Genomic DNA, 14,986 nt, shown 5'->3' on the forward strand with positions numbered 1-14,986 from the left:
TCGCAGCTTGTGATGCACCTGTTACAGGCGTGTCGCTTGATCTTCCTGAGAATTTTGATAAGAGAGTTGCGCAAGAAATAAGGGTGGCGCCGGATCCGTAGATCCGGCGCCACCCTGAATAGAGCTGGCTCAGCCGCGACGGCCGCAGACCGGCCACGCGCCCCGGCCCTGGCTGCGCAGCACGTTCTCGGCCACGCGGATCTGCTCGTCGCGCGACGCGAGGTGCGGGGAGCCCGTGCCACCATTGGCACGCCAGGTGCCCATGGCGAACTGCAGGCCGCCGTAGTAGCCGTTGCCGGTGTTGATTGCCCAGTTGCCGCCGGACTCGCACGCCGCGACCGCGTCCCAGTTCATGCCATCAGCCGAGGCAGTACCGGTGCCGACGATCATCGGGGCCACCACGGTGGCGCCGCCGATCGCGGCGATCCCGAGGGAGCGTACGAGTGTGGTGCGGACGTTCTTCAAGAGTTTTCCTTTCGCCATGCACGCGCCGAGTGCCATCCCGTCGTCGTCGGACGGGGTTCAGCCCTTTGCCAGGGCTTCCGGACTACGGGTCGTGCCGTCTCGGTCGGGCACGACAGCGCGGCCGACGGGAATCACCTCGGGGCTTGTTCACCCGGCGATCCACAGAAGGCCGTTGCGGCCTCCCGGCCCCGCTCACACGCAGGGTTCAATTTCTGGAGTTATCGGTGGAGATGTTTGCTCCCATAGGGACCGGGTAGGACCGTACAAAGTGGATTAGAGGAAGTCACATCAACGACACGCTTATATCGGTTCGATAACAGGACGATCACGAGCCGAACCTATGCGTGGTCTGTGCAGGTCATCGCGGCGTTTCGCGACCAGGCATTACATTGACACGCCCGTCAATTTTGTGATTTAAATCACGCACTATTTGTGGCCCCGGCCACATGATTTGGGCGGCGCAGCGCGCCTCTGCGGGGAGTCCGCGCCGCCGACACAGGCGATTTCGGCATCGCGAGCGCCGATGTACCCAATTCGTTAGCTGCACGGCCCGCCGAACCGCGCCAAGGGTTGAGCCCAAAGCTCTTGTCGGCAAGGTGCTTTCACCAACGGAAGGCGAGCCGGCGAACTCGACACCCGTCGGCCGCGAGGACGCGGACCCTGCCGGATCACGCAGAATGACTTGCGCGCCAGGCGCGTTCGAGGCCTACCCAGACCTCGGGCCCGAGCCGGCGACCAAGGGTCCAGGCACGCCACGGGCATGATGGCCACAACAACCGCCTGCGCGCGAGGCGGAGGCGAAGTGGCCGGATATCGGGTCGTTTCTGAGAATGTCGCCGGCCGAGATGCGTTCCGGCCCAGCGGATCTAGCGTCTCAAAAACCGGCGATGAACGCACTATGTCGAATTGATAAATCGCAATTCGACATTGACGGCAAAATTGCGCGCAACTACCAATTTAATGGGCTATTTGCTGAAGGTCCGCCGGGGAATTGACGTTAGCCAGCGACGGGCCTGCCGGTAACACGACCCGCTGGGTGACGACGGTTTCGGCCAGCGCTCGCATGCTGCGCTCGCCGGCGGCAACCAGGGCCTCGATGTGGTCGGCGAGGTCGGTGCGGTAGATGCCGGCCAGGTAGTGATCCCGGCCGTCCCACGGCAGCACGATGTCGACGCCCCGATATTCGGTCAGTTCGTCGATGACATCGGCGGTCAGGAACGGCATGTCGACCGCACTGACGAACGCCCGCTCCAACCCTGCGGCCGCAGCGGCTCGCAGCCCGCGGCCGGTGGCCAGCAGCGGCCCCACTCCGCGGACCTCGTCGCGCAGGACCTCGGCCTGCAGTTCGGGAAGCGCCTGACCAGGGGCAGCGATCACGAACACCGGCGCGCAGCGCGATCCCAGGACGCCGACGGTGTATTCCACCATCGTGGTGCCCAGATCGGGATGCTTCAGCGTGGCCTTGTCCCGGCCCATCCGCCGCGACGCCCCACCAGCCAGTACCACAGCGGCCAGCGGGGCGGGCGTGCTCACGATTGCGTCTGGACTCGGCTAGTCAACGGTCCAGGTGTCGCGACCGCGCAGCAATGACTGCAACGCGTGCCGGTCATGCGGGGTGGCTTCCCGCGCCATCCGGACCTGGTCACGGGCGGCGTCGTCGTAGGTCGGCCGGCTGACCTGGCGGAAGACACCCATCACGGTGTGCTCGAGATTCTGCTCGCTCAACCGGGACAGCGCGAAGGCGTAGGCCGAGTCGTCGATCGTCGCGTCGTGCACGACGATGTCGCTGGCCGCGACGTCCGCAGTCTTGGCGATATCGAGCCCGAAGCCGGTCTTGACGACGCAGTACTCGCCGTTGGCGCCGAACGTCACCGGCTCACCCTGGCGGACGTTGATGATCCGCTCCTCGGCGCCTTCTTTGCGCAGCAGATCGAAGGAGCCGTCGTTGAAGATCGGGCAGTCCTGCATGATCTCGACCAGTGCAGCGCCGCGGTGCTCGGCGGCGGCCTTCAGCACCTCCGACAGACCCTTGCGGTCGGAGTCCAGCGCCCGGCCCACGAACGTCGCCTCGGCGCCCAGCGCCAGCGACACCGGGTTGAACGGATAGTCCAGCGAGCCCATCGGGGTGGACTTGGTGACCTTGCCGACCTCGGAGGTCGGCGAGTACTGCCCCTTGGTCAAACCGTAGATCCGGTTGTTGAACAGCAGGATCGTGATGTTGACGTTGCGGCGCAGCGCGTGGATCAGGTGGTTGCCACCGATCGACAGGGCATCGCCGTCGCCGGTGACCACCCAGACCGACAGATCCGGGCGGGCCACCGCCAGGCCGGTCGCGATGGTCGGAGCGCGACCATGGATCGAGTGGAAGCCGTAGGTCTCCAGGTAGTACGGGAAACGGCTGGAGCAGCCGATGCCGCTGACGAACGCGATGTTCTCGCGGCGCAGACCCAGATCCGGCAGGAAGTTGCGGATCGTGTTGAGGATGACGTAGTCACCGCAGCCCGGGCACCAGCGCACCTCCTGGTCGCTGGTGAAATCCTTGGCTTTCTGCGGCTCATCGGTGGTCGGCACCCATGCCGTCTTCGACACGCCGGGTGCCAGCAGATCCGAGCCGATCAGGTCAGTCATCCGTTCACTCCTGCGCCAACTGTGCCGGTACTCACGGTAGCTGCCGCAAGCCGGGCGAATTTCGCTTTGTCGCTTTCCTTTTCGGCCAGCGTCCCGTCGAGGGCGGCATCGATGATGCCCTCCAGCTCGTCGGCCAGGAACGCCATGCCCTCCACCTTGGTCACCGAATGGACGTCAGCCAGGTACCTACCGCGCAGCAGCAGCGCGAGCTGGCCGAGGTTCATTTCCGGGACCACCACATTCGAATACTTGCCCAGCACCTCGCCGAGGTTGGCCGGCATCGGGTTGAGGTGACGCAGGTGGGCCCGCGCGACCTTGATGCCGCGGCGGCGCGCACGGCGGCACGCTTCACCGATCGGTCCGAACGAACTTCCCCAGCCCAGGATCAGCAGCTCGGCGTCACCGGTCGGGTCGTCCACCTCGATATCGGGCACCTTGACCCCGGCGATCTTGGCTTGGCGCAACCGAACCATGAGGTCGTGGTTCGCCGGCTCGTAGGAGATGTTGCCGGATCCGTTGGCCGACTCCAGCCCGCCGATGCGGTGCTCGAGTCCCGGCGTACCCGGAATTGCGAACTGGCGGGCCAGCGTCTCGGGGTCACGAGCGTAGGGTGCGAAATCCTCGCCGGCCTTGGCGAAGTTGGGCTCGATCGCTTCGAAGTCATTGATGTCCGGGATCCGCCACGGCTCCGAGCCGTTGGCGATCGCGCCGTCGGACAGCAGGATGACCGGCGTCCGGTAGGTCAGCGCAATCCGCGCGGCCTCGATGGCCACCTCGAAGCAGTCCGAGGGCGTGCTGGCGGCCAGCACGACGACCGGCGACTCGCCGTTGCGGCCGAACATCACCTGCAACAGGTCGGACTGCTCGGTCTTGGTCGGCAGACCGGTGGACGGGCCACCGCGCTGCACGTCGATCACCAGCAGGGGCAGCTCGGCCATCATCGCCAGGCCGATGGCTTCGGACTTCAGCGAGATACCGGGGCCCGACGTGCTTGTCACGCCGAGCGCGCCGCCGTAGGACGCACCGATCGCCGCACCGACGCCGGCGATCTCGTCCTCGGCCTGGAAGGTCAGGATGTTGAAGTTCTTGTGCTTGGACAGCTCGTGCAGGATGTCCGACGCCGGGGTGATCGGATAGGTGCCGAGTACCACCTGGATGTCGGCGAGCTGACCGGCGGCGATCACGCCGTAGGCCAGGGCAGTGTTGCCCGAGATCTGCCGGTACTCACCGGGAGCGAGCTTGGCCGGGGAGATCTCGAAGGTGGTGCCGAACGCCTCGGTGGTTTCGCCGTAGTTCCAACCCGCCTTGAGCGCCAGGACGTTCGCCTCGGCGACATCGGGCTTGCGGGCGAACTTCTCGCGGATGAACGTCTCGCTGGTCTCGATGGGACGGCCGTACATCCACGACAGCAGCCCGAGCGCAAACATGTTCTTGGCGCGCTGGCCGTCCTTCTTGGTCGCACCGATTGCCTCGACGGCGCCCAGCGTCAGCGTGGTCATCGCGACGGGCTGCACGACGTAATCGGACAGCTCGCCGCTGTCCAGCGGGTTCGCCTCGTAGCCGACCTTCGCGAGATTGCGCTTGGTGAATTCGTCGGAGTTGGCGATCACCAGACCACCGCGCGGCAGGTCGCCGATGTTGGCCTTGAGCGCAGCGGGGTTCATCGCGACCAGCACGTCGGGACGGTCACCGGCGGTCAGGATGTCGTAGTCGGCGATCTGGATCTGGAACGACGAGACACCGGGCAGCGTGCCCTGTGGTGCGCGGATCTCGGCAGGGTAATTCGGTTGGGTCGCAAGGTCATTGCCGAAGAGCGCGGCCTCCGAGGTGAACCGGTCACCGGTCAGCTGCATACCATCGCCGGAGTCACCCGCGAACCGGATGACGACCTTTTCCAGCTTCTGCCGGTTGCCCGAAGCACCGTTGCCGTTGGGACCCACGTCCCCGCCTTTCGTCCTGTCCCGCCGGGTGTGGATCCCGCGTCGCTGTCAGGTTGGACGCGCCGACGGAATCGACAGCCCAGGAGTTGCTGTCACTCGCAGTACCGATTATTGCACTTTCTTAGGCAACCCAGACCACGCCTGGTCGTTGACACGCCGCGGCACCTGCGCAGAAGCCACAGCTCACAGACATGGTCGACGGTTAGATGAGACAAAAGTGTGTCGTTCGTCACTTTCCGAGAATGGCATTCTCTAAGAGAAAAGCTACTCGCGGGTAGCTCTCAGTTACCGGCGCGTCTCCAGGCGTTTCTCCAGTTCACCGGCGACGAGTTCACTGGCCTCTTTGGCCGCGGCCCGGGGATCTGCCCCTGCCGCGCGATTTGCCACATAACAAGTGGTGAACATGTCCCCGGCCCCCGTGGTCTGCACACCCTCGACCCGCCAGGCAGCCGGCACCCGCACGCAACTGTCACCGGTATAGATGTCACAGCCCTCGGACCCGTAGGTGACCAGGATCTCGGGCACCCCCAGCCGGGTCGCGGTCCTCTGGTCGAACGGCCCATCGGCGACGATGACGGCCTCGTCCTCGGCCAGCTTCAGGATGGACAGGTGCGCCAGCAGTTCCGGCGGGTAGTGCCGGTCCACGACCAGCGGTCCCAGCTGGTCGGCGCGCACCAGACCCTGACCGTCGTAGGCGAGGAGATGGCCGCGCCGCGCGAGGAGCGCCAGCGTCTGGGCGGGAAAGTCGGTGCGCAGCAGCGGCGCCAGATGCACCCACGTCGTCTCCGGGTCCGCGGCCTCCACTTCTGCGGCACCCCAGACCGGGCCGATCGCCTCCACCGACATCCGGCGGTGGTCGAGGTCCTCGTAGTCCAGGCGGAACGCGCTGGTGCGGTCCGCGGCCAGGATCCGGATCATCGACCCGAAGCGGTCCAGCAGCGGGTCGAACAGTGCGTGGTCGTCGTCGGCGGCCAGCGCGACGATGCCGCCCGGGACGCCGGTGGCCTCCAGGGCGACGCCGGAGAACGCCGCGCACCCGCCCGGGGTCTTCGGGCCGCCGTTGATCACGTCGATGGCCAGATCGCCCAGCACGGTCACGCCGGCAACGAGCTCGGCGCGCTGTTCTGGCACGGGTTGTCTCCTCTGGAATCTTGGGGCGTCGGGCGCCCGGGCGCATTCATCGTCGCCGTCGGCGCGAGATGCTAGTCGGGAATTCCACGAATCAACGACTCAGCGCGTCAGCCGGGGAGGTTGTACGGGGTGACCACCTGGATCGGGACGGGCCGGGCGGGCTCGCTGGGCAGCGCCCCGTGCTGTTGCAGGATCAGTCGCATAGCGAACCGGGCGTCGGCCCGAAGGTCGTTGTGCAAGACGGCAGAAATGCGGCCCTCCCGCAGTAGTCGCCGGTTGTCGGCGTCGAGGTCATGGGCGACAAAAACCCGGCAGACTCTTCCGATCTCGTCGAACGCCGCCACGGTCGCGGTGTTGCCGCCGCCGACCGAATACACGGCCTCCACCTCGGGGTGTCGTTCGAGGGCGTCGAGCACCAGACGTTCGTTGGTGGCGTCGATACCGTCGCTGTCGCTGACCTCGACGATCCTGCGCCCGGACTTGCGCAACGCAGTCCGGAATCCGACCTCGCGCTCGGCTTCCCCGCGAAATACTGTGCGGCTCAACGTGATCAGTACGCCGGCGGGCGCCTCGCCCAGCCATTGGTCCATCAGGTAAGCCGCGGTGACGCCGGCGCCGTGGTTGTCGATGCCGACATAGGCGCACCGTGAGCTGGCCGGGATATCGGTCGTGTAGGTCACCACCGGCACCCCGGACGTCACCAGCCGGTCGACGGCCTCGGCCACCTCGGGCTCGTCTTGCGCCTTGAGTACGACGCCGTGGCTGCCCTTGATCCGCGCGAGTGTTTCGACCATCTGGGCGGTCGACCCGGACTCCCAGAGGTGGAAACGCGCCCGCAGCATCGCGGGCGCGAACGCGGGCAGCTCCGCTTCGACGGCGGCGCGAAAGGCGTCGGAGAACCGCTGCGGCGTCTGCATCACCACGTCGAACAGATAGCGACGCCCGTTGAGCCGCAATTGAGCTCGCTGCTTTTCCAGATCCTCGATCGCCTGCGTCACCTCGGCCCTGGTGGCCTCCCGTACACCGGGACGGTGGTTGAGCACTCGATCGACGGTGGCCTCCGACAGCCCGGACTGCTGAGCGATCTCGCGGACCTTGAATCGGTGCGCCATGCCTTGCACCCTAATGCAGTGATGGGTTTTTGATGGTTTTCTGGTGTTGATTGCGGTTCGAGTCACAGCAAGACTTTCCCCATGGTCGACGTGAGCGCGCGAGTGCAGCCGTGGTTGGGCGAGTCGGCATTCGAGCTCGGCGAGCTGCGGACGCTGACCGAGCGGGACACCGACCTCAGCGCCTACCCGCACGCCGCCGACGTCCGTCGGAACGTCTTGATCTACTCGGCCGCCGAGATGGCGCGGGTCGACCGGCGGGCGTTGCAGGCCGAGCTGATCACCGCCCTGGCCGACGGCCCCGGCGTTGTGGTGTTCACCGGCGCGTTTCCTGCCGCGGTCGTCGACGCGGCCAACGCGGCGTTCGGTGACCTGATCTCCGCCCAGCGACAAGCCGGCGGCGCAGCGGGCGACCACTTCGGCGCGGCCGGCGTCAACGACCGCGTGTGGAACGCCGCCCAGAAGCTCGCGCTGCACTCCCCCGACGTCTATTCCGCCTACTACGCCAATGACCCACTCGCGCTCGTCTGCCAAGCCTGGCTCGGCCCGCGATATCAGGTCACCTCCCAGGTCAACGTCGTCAATCCCGGTGGCGCGGCCCAGGTTCCGCACCGCGACTACCACCTCGGGTTCGTCGCACCCGGCCAGCTCGCCGACTATCCAGCCCACGTGCACCGACTCTCGCCGGCGCTGACCCTGCAGGGCGCGGTCGCGCACACCGACATGTCGCTGGACAGCGGGCCGACGATGCTGCTGCCGTACTCGCAGCTGTTCGAGGGCGGGTATATGGCGTTCAACCGACCGGAGTTCATCGACTACTTCGCCGCACATCAGGTGCAGCTGCCGCTGTGCAAGGGCGATGCGGTGTTCTTCAATCCCGCGCTGTACCACGGCGCGGGCGCCAACACGTCCGCCGACGTGCGGCGGATGGCCAACCTGCTGCAAATCTCGTCACCATTCGGCCGTGCGATGGAGGCCCTCGACCGCACGGCGATGGTGCGCGCGGTGTACCCGGCGCTGCGGGCGATGAAGGCCGCGGGCCACCCTGCGGCGGAACTCCTCAACGCGGTGGTGGCCACCGCCGAGGGTTATCCGTTCCCCACCAACCTCGACCAGGATCAGCCGATCGGCAGCCTGGCCCCGCCCAGCCAGGTCGACGTGGTGCTCGCCGCACTGGCCGACGACCTGACCCCCGAAGCCCTCGACGTCGCGCTGTGCGACCAGAACGAACGGAGAATCCCATGACCACACTCGGTGTCATCGGCCTCGGCCGAATCGGTGCGTTCCACACCGACACGCTGAGCAACCTCGCCGGTGTCGACGGCCTCGTCGTCACCGACGAACGCCCCGATGTCGTCACTGCGGTCGCGGCGAAATTCGGCGTCACACCGGCGGATTCGGTTGAGCAGCTGCTGAATTCGGGCATCGATGGTGTGGTGGTCGCGGCCGCCACCCCGGCGCACGCCGAGCTCACCCTGGCCGCCGTCGCCAAGGGGCTGCCCACATTCTGCGAGAAGCCGATCGCGGCCACCGCTGCCGAGAGCGCGCGAGTGGCCGAGGCGATCACCCGATCAGGCGTGCCGGTGCAGGTGGGCTACCAGCGCCGCTTCGACGCCGCATTCGCCGCGGCCAAACACGCCGTCGACAGTGGCTCACTGGGTGCACTGCACACCATCCGCAGCACCACGATGGATCCCGCTCCCCCGCCGATGGATTACATCGCCGGGTCCGGCGGCATCTTCCGCGACTGCGCGGTACACGATTTCGACATCGTCCGCTGGATCACCGGGCAGGAGGCCGTCGAGGTGTACGCCACCGGCTCCGTGCAGGGCGACCCGTTGTTCACCGAATACGGTGACGTCGACACCGCCGCCGTGGTGGTCCGCTTCGACGGCGGCGCTCTCGGCGTCATCTCCAACGCCCGCTACAACGCCCGCGGCTACGACTGCCGGCTGGAGGTGCACGGCTTCGACGACTCCGTCGTCGCGGGCTGGGACCAGGGCGCACCGGTCCGAAACACCGATCCGCGCAACACTTTCCCCGAGGGTCCGGCACATCACTTCTTCATGGACCGGTTCACCGAGGCATTCCGTACCGAGCTCAGCGGTTTTCTCGACGTCGTCAAGGGCGCACCGGTGCGCGGAGCTACCGTTACCGACGCGGTCGAGGTGGCCTGGATTGCCGAGGCCGCAACCGAGTCACTGCGCCGGGGGGCGCCGGTTCGTGTCGAGGAGGTCAAGGCCCGATGAACCCGATTCGCATTGCCGCTGCGCCGATTTCGTGGGGGGTGTGCGAGGTGCCGGGTTGGGGTTACCAGCTCGATCCCGAACGCGTCCTGACGGAGATGGGCAGAGCCGGACTGACCGCGACCGAACTAGGACCCGAGGGCTTCCTGCCCAGCGAGCCCGCCGAGCTGAGCGCGCTGCTGGACCGGCACAACTTGAGTTGCGTCGGGAGCTTTGCGCCGGTGGTTTTGCACGACGCCGATTACGACCCGCTGCCCGAGGTCGCCGGCGTGGTGGAAGCCCTGGTGGCCACCGGCGCGTCAATGCTGGTGCTGGCCGCGGCCACCGGCACTGACGGGTACGACTCGCGTCCCGATCTGGACGACGAGCAGTGGTCGACGCTGCTGGCCAACCTGGACCGTCTTGCCGAAGCGGCCGCCGAACGCGGTATCACCGCGGTGCTACACCCGCACGTGGGCACGATGGTCGAGAAGGGTGACGAGGTGGCCCGGGTGCTGGGCGGGTCGTCGATCTCGCTGTGCCTGGACACCGGGCATCTGCTGATCGGCGGCACCGACCCGCTGAACCTGGCCCGCGCGGTGCCCGGCCGGATTGCGCACGCGCATCTCAAGGACGTCGACGCGGGACTGGCCGCCCGCGTGCAATCCGGCGAGCTGACCTACACCGAGGCGGTGGCCCAGGGTATGTACACCCCGCTGGGCACCGGCGACGTCGATATCGCAGGCATCGTTGCGGCGTTACGGGACAACGGCTTCGACGGCTGGTTCGTGCTCGAGCAGGACACCATCCTCGACGGCGAGCCGCAGGGCGATGGCCCACTGCGTGACGTCTTGGCCAGCGTCGCCTATCTGCAGAGCGTTACGGGCGGCGTGCCGGCATGAGCGACGCTTGCGGAGCGAATCAACAGCGGGCATGCAGGGCCCGAGCCTGCGAGGGGACTGCATGAGTCTGCGGATCGGCGTGCTCGGGGCGTCCCGAATCGCCGAGCACGCCATCGTCGGCCCAGCCCGCGAGCTGGGCCACCGGCTGGTCGTGGTGGCAGCCCGAGATCCCCAGCGGGCCAAGCAGTTCGCCGACAGCTACGGCGTCGAGCGGGTCGCCACCGGCTACGCCGACGTAATCGAGGACCCCGAGGTCGACGTCGTCTACAACCCACTGGCCAATGCGCTGCACGCGCCGTGGAATCTCGCGGCGATCAAGGCGGGCAAACCGGTGCTGACCGAGAAACCGTTCGCGCGCAACCACACCGAGGCCCAGGCCGTCGCCGATGCGGCGGCGGGCAGCGGGGTGAGCGTGCTGGAGGGCTTTCACTATCTGTTCCACCCGGTGACCCGGCGGATGTTCGAGCTGGCCGGCGACGGCACGCTCGGCGAGATCCGGCACGTCGAGGTGCGGATGGCGATGCCGGCGCCGTCGGCCGGCGACCCGCGCTGGTCGCTGGCGCTGGCCGGCGGGGCGTTGATGGACCTCGGCTGTTACGGCCTGCACATCATGCGGCAACTCGGCGCCCGCGGGCTGGGCCGGCCATCGATCACCGCCGCCCACGCCTCCCAGCGCGCCCCGGGCGTCGACGAGTGGTGCGATGTCGAGCTGAGCTTTCCCTCGGGGGCCACCGGGCTGTCCGCCAACACGATGATGGCAGAAGCCTTTTCGTTCACCATCACAATCGTCGGCAGCAAGGGCGATGCATTGGCCCACGACTTCATCAAGCCGCACGCCGACGACCGGATCACCATCCGCACACCGGGAGGGACACGGGTCGAGCACCTGGGCACGCGGCCGTCGTACACCTATCAACTCGAGGCGTTCGCCGCGCACGTGCTTGACGGTGCACCGCTGCCGATCGGCATCGATGACGCGGTGCAGAACATGCAGTTCGTGGACGCCGCCTACCTCACGGCGGGCATGTCGCCGCGCTGAACAGGGTTCTGCGGCCGGCCGTCATCGGGCACGATGACTCTCATGCCGCAATCCTTCCCCGACGGCCATTGGGGCAGAGAAGACATCTCGCCCCTGTTCAAGCCCGTCTATACCTTCGCCTCTACCGCACTGGGTTCACGCGTCATCAAGGCCCTCGTCCCGCTGGATCGCCGGGTGCTGCGCGCCACCAAAGGCAAATACACCTTGTTCGGTCCCACGTCGATGCCCGAGCTCCTGCTCACCACCACGGGACGGAAGTCGGGCCAGCAACGGGTGTCGGCGCTGAGCTATCTGCGCGACGGCGAGCGGCTGTTGGTCCTGGGCAGCAATTTCGGCGAGCAGCGGCACCCGGCTTGGAGCCTGAACCTGATCGCCGACCCGCACGCGGTCGTGTCGATCAACGGCATCGACATCCCCGTGACGGCCACGCTGCTGACCGGCCCCGAACGGGACCGCGGACTGCAGCGGTTCCTGGCCTACCCGATGTATCAGGCGTACCGCACCCGTACCGACCGGGAACTACGGCTGTTCGCGCTGACTGCCCGCTGACTCAGCGGCCGAGCTCGTGGCTCAGCGCCTCGAGCTCGTCGCCTCCGGCCATCTGCTGGGTCAGGTGCTCCAGGGTGATCTCGTCGTAGGTGCAGTCGAGTTTTTGGCGGCCACGGTTGAGCAGCACGAAGTGGTCGCCGACCATGTGCGCGTGGTGTGGGTTGTGGGTGATGAACACGACGCCGAAGCCGGCCTCCTTGGCGGCGGTGATGTATTTGAGCACCACACCGGACTGCTTGACGCCCAGCGCCGCAGTCGGCTCGTCGAGGATCAGCACGCGCGCACCGAAGAACACCGCTCGCGCGATCGCCACACACTGGCGCTGACCGCCCGACAGCGATCCGATCGGCACGTCGACGTCGGGCAGGTCGATCCCCATCTTCGACAACTCGGTAAGAGTGGTGGCGCGCATCGCGTTGGCGTCCAGCGACCAGGGGAAGCTGCTCTTGCGGATCTCCTGGCCCAGGAAGAAGTTTCGCCATACCGGCATCAGCGGAACGACGGCGAGGTTCTGGTACACCGTCGCGATGCCTTTGCCAAGGGCATGGGCAGGCGAGGTGAACTTGGTGGACTCACCGTCGACCAGCAAGTCGCCCTCGGTCTGCTGATGCAGCCCGGCGATGATCTTGATCAATGTCGACTTGCCCGCACCGTTGTCGCCGAGGATGCCGGTCACCTGACCGGCGTGTACCCGCAGCGAGATGTCTTTGAGCGCAGTGATGTTGCCGTAGCTCTTGCCGACGTTCTTCAGCTCGACGAGAGGCACCGGGCCACCCGACGGGGCTTCTTCAGTGGGACGATCCATGGTCGCGGTCACTTCTCTCTCACCTCTTGGCGGCGTAATTACGGAAGGCGTTGTTGGCGATCACCGCGAACAGCAGCATCGCGCCCAGGAAGAACTTGAACCAGTCGGGGTTCCAGCCCGCATACACGATGCCCTGGTTGGTCATACCGAAGATGAAGGCACCGATGGCGGCTCCGACGGCGGTGCCGTAACCACCGGTCAGCAGGCAGCCACCGATCACCGCGGCGATGATGTAGAAGAACTCGTTGCCGATGCCCTGGCCGGACTGAACTGTGTTGAACGCGAACAGCAGATGCATGCCCACGAACCAGGCGCAGAAGCCGACGAACATGAACAGCCCGATTTTGACCTTGGTCACCGGAACACCGACCGCGCGGGCGCTCTCCGCGTCACCGCCGACGGCGAAGATCCAGTTGCCGATCTTGGTCTTGAACAGCACCCAGGTGGCGACCGCGGTGAACACCAGCCACCACACGACCGTGATCCGGATGCTCACGCCGAACAGCGTGAACGACGAGGCGAAGACCTTCTGCGCGGAATCCCAGCCCTGCATGTCGTTGACGCTCTGCGTGGCAACCTGTCCCGCAAGAAGTTTGGTGACAGCCAGATTGATACCCGCGAGCATGAAGAAGGTGCTCAAGGTGATCAGGAACGACGGGATCTTGGTCTTCATCACCAGGAAACCATTGAGGAAGCCGACCCCCAGCGCCAGGATCAGTGCCAGGCCGGCACCCGCCCACAGATTGAGGTGCAGGTTGTAGGACAGCATCGAGGCCGCCAGCGAGCTGAACGTCACCGCGACGCCCGTCGACAAATCGAACTCGCCGCCGATCATCAACACCGCCACGCCGCAGGCCATGATCCCGATGGTGGAGCTGGCATACAGCACAGTGGCCAGTGACGAGGCCTGCCGGAACGGCTCGGCCACGACCAGGAAGAAGACGAAGATCCCGACGGCGCCGATTCCAGCGCCCATTTCGGGCCGGATCAGCAGGCGCTGCAGCCGGTTTCGTTCCTTGACGCGTTCGTCGCGAACGACTTTGTGGTCAGCGACCTCGAGATCTGCTTGCGTAGTCATGTCTGTTCCCGCCGATCGCTATCGGGTTCCGCCCTTGGCCAGTTCGGCCACGGCGTCGATATTGGACTTGTCGATGAAGGACGGCCCGGTCAGCGTCGGCTGATTGCCACCAATGATGTTCTTGTTGTTCAGGTAGAGCCACAGCGAGTCGACAGCCAGATATCCCTGCAGATACGGCTGCTGGTCGACGGCCCATTGGACGTCGCCCTTCTGGATCGCGTCGACCAACGCCGCGTTGGTGTCGAAGGTGGCCACCTTGGCATTGCTGGCCGCGTTCTTGACCGATTGGACGGCCGTCAGCGCGAACGGCGCACCGAGTGTCAGGATCGTGTCGATGGCCGGATCCTGTTGCAGCTTGGCGGTGATCGTCGACTCCACCGACGGCATGTCCTTGCCGTTGACGTTGAGCACCTCGGTAGCCGGGAAGGCGTTCTTCACCCCGGCGCAGCGCGCCTCGAGGTCCACGTGGCCCTGTTCTTGGATCACGCAAACGACCTTCTTGGCGCCGTCGGATTGCAGCCGTTTACCGGCCTCCTGTCCGGCGATGTAGCCGTCCTGCCCGAAATATTCCTTGACCCCCATTGCCTGCCAGGCGTCCAGCCCGGCGTTGAATGCGACGACGGGGATCCCCTTGGATTCGGCGGCTTCGACGGCAGCCTTCATCGCGTCCGGCTTGGCGAGCGTCACCGCGATGCCCTTCACACCGCTGTCGATGGCGCTCTGGACGAGGTTCGCTTGGTTGGGCGCCTCGGGATCGCTGGAGTAACGAAGCTCGATGTTGTCTTTCTTCGCAGCCGTCTCGGCACCCTTACGGACCAGGTCCCAGAACGAGTCGCCGGGTGCCTCATGAGTGATCATCGCGATGGTCATCCGGGGGGTGTCGACGGTGCCGCCGCCGGAACCTGCGCCGTTGTCCCGCGGCTTACCGCCGGTGGCCGAACAGGCAGCCAGCCCGATGACAAGCACTCCCGCGCTTGCCGTGGCCGCTAGCCGAGTGAACCTCATGACGACTCCTTGTCCATCGCGCACGACACGCTGATCCCTCGATGTAATACGGCTCACAGCCGAAAGTCAAGACTTTGTTCGGACATTAGGACCGCATGTCAAATGCTAGG

Annotated in this window: 14 protein-coding genes; 5 read left to right on the forward strand and 9 right to left on the reverse strand. The window is 66.3% G+C overall.

The features are described 5' to 3' along the window. Positions 1-129: 129 nt before the first annotated feature. The 6 genes from HPC46_RS07375 to HPC46_RS07400 form a co-directional block, all read right to left on the reverse strand. On the reverse strand, positions 130-465 hold the full coding sequence (locus HPC46_RS07375) for a transglycosylase family protein (protein WP_036423442.1): 336 nt from the start codon (positions 463-465) through the stop codon (positions 130-132). A gap of 957 nt (positions 466-1,422) precedes the next feature. After that, positions 1,423-1,998, reverse strand: coding sequence for a molybdenum cofactor guanylyltransferase (gene mobA / locus HPC46_RS07380; RefSeq protein WP_179468344.1), 576 nt, complete (start codon positions 1,996-1,998; stop codon positions 1,423-1,425). Between the two features lie 18 nt (positions 1,999-2,016). Continuing rightward, positions 2,017-3,093 carry a 2-oxoacid:ferredoxin oxidoreductase subunit beta gene (locus HPC46_RS07385; protein WP_005145053.1) on the reverse strand — a complete coding sequence of 359 codons (1,077 nt, stop codon included), beginning with the start codon at positions 3,091-3,093 and terminating at the stop codon, positions 2,017-2,019. Beyond that, positions 3,090-5,033 (reverse strand): 2-oxoacid:acceptor oxidoreductase subunit alpha, encoded by a 1,944-nt coding sequence (locus HPC46_RS07390; RefSeq protein WP_179468346.1) that lies wholly within the window; start codon positions 5,031-5,033, stop codon positions 3,090-3,092. Before HPC46_RS07390 ends, HPC46_RS07385 begins: the two co-directional genes overlap by 4 nt. Positions 5,034-5,318: 285 nt before the next feature. Beyond that, positions 5,319-6,164 carry a PfkB family carbohydrate kinase gene (locus HPC46_RS07395; RefSeq protein ID WP_325096591.1) on the reverse strand — a complete coding sequence of 282 codons (846 nt, stop codon included), beginning with the start codon at positions 6,162-6,164 and terminating at the stop codon, positions 5,319-5,321. A 107-nt stretch (positions 6,165-6,271) separates the two neighbouring features. Then, on the reverse strand, positions 6,272-7,276 hold the full coding sequence (locus HPC46_RS07400; RefSeq protein ID WP_179468348.1) for a LacI family DNA-binding transcriptional regulator: 1,005 nt from the start codon (positions 7,274-7,276) through the stop codon (positions 6,272-6,274). Between the two features lie 81 nt (positions 7,277-7,357). Between HPC46_RS07400 and HPC46_RS07405 the strand changes: the two genes are divergently transcribed. The 5 genes from HPC46_RS07405 to HPC46_RS07425 all read left to right on the forward strand — a co-directional run bounded on the left by HPC46_RS07405 (position 7,358) and on the right by HPC46_RS07425 (position 11,988). Continuing rightward, positions 7,358-8,518: a phytanoyl-CoA dioxygenase family protein gene (locus HPC46_RS07405; RefSeq protein WP_179468350.1), complete on the forward strand. Its 1,161-nt coding sequence runs from the start codon at positions 7,358-7,360 to the stop codon at positions 8,516-8,518. Next, positions 8,515-9,522 (forward strand): Gfo/Idh/MocA family protein, encoded by a 1,008-nt coding sequence (locus HPC46_RS07410; RefSeq protein WP_179468352.1) that lies wholly within the window; start codon positions 8,515-8,517, stop codon positions 9,520-9,522. The genes HPC46_RS07405 and HPC46_RS07410 overlap by 4 nt, the downstream gene beginning before the upstream one ends. Beyond that, the gene (locus HPC46_RS07415) at positions 9,519-10,400 is read left to right on the forward strand and encodes a sugar phosphate isomerase/epimerase family protein (RefSeq protein ID WP_179468354.1); all 882 of its coding nucleotides are present in this window, start codon (positions 9,519-9,521) and stop codon (positions 10,398-10,400) included. Before HPC46_RS07410 ends, HPC46_RS07415 begins: the two co-directional genes overlap by 4 nt. A gap of 61 nt (positions 10,401-10,461) precedes the next feature. Then, on the forward strand, positions 10,462-11,439 hold the full coding sequence (locus tag HPC46_RS07420; RefSeq protein ID WP_179468356.1) for a Gfo/Idh/MocA family protein: 978 nt from the start codon (positions 10,462-10,464) through the stop codon (positions 11,437-11,439). 42 nt (positions 11,440-11,481) lie between these two features. After that, positions 11,482-11,988 carry a nitroreductase/quinone reductase family protein gene (locus tag HPC46_RS07425; protein WP_179468358.1) on the forward strand — a complete coding sequence of 169 codons (507 nt, stop codon included), beginning with the start codon at positions 11,482-11,484 and terminating at the stop codon, positions 11,986-11,988. A gap of 1 nt (position 11,989) precedes the next feature. On the opposite strand, the gene HPC46_RS07430 is transcribed toward HPC46_RS07425, so the two are convergent. From HPC46_RS07430 to HPC46_RS07440, 3 genes are read right to left on the reverse strand one after another with little or no spacing between them, the layout of a single operon-like run. Continuing rightward, positions 11,990-12,793 (reverse strand): ATP-binding cassette domain-containing protein, encoded by an 804-nt coding sequence (locus tag HPC46_RS07430; RefSeq protein WP_218893852.1) that lies wholly within the window; start codon positions 12,791-12,793, stop codon positions 11,990-11,992. Positions 12,794-12,812: 19 nt separating this feature from the next. Next, entirely contained in the window at positions 12,813-13,871 is a 1,059-nt protein-coding gene (locus HPC46_RS07435) for an ABC transporter permease (protein ID WP_179468362.1), read from the reverse strand. An 18-nt stretch (positions 13,872-13,889) separates the two neighbouring features. Continuing rightward, positions 13,890-14,876: a substrate-binding domain-containing protein gene (locus HPC46_RS07440; protein WP_179468364.1), complete on the reverse strand. Its 987-nt coding sequence runs from the start codon at positions 14,874-14,876 to the stop codon at positions 13,890-13,892. Positions 14,877-14,986: the final 110 nt, after the last annotated feature.

Origin of the sequence: Mycolicibacterium vinylchloridicum (genome assembly GCF_013404075.1) — a bacterium.
Lineage (GTDB): Bacteria > Actinomycetota > Actinomycetes > Mycobacteriales > Mycobacteriaceae > Mycobacterium > Mycobacterium vinylchloridicum.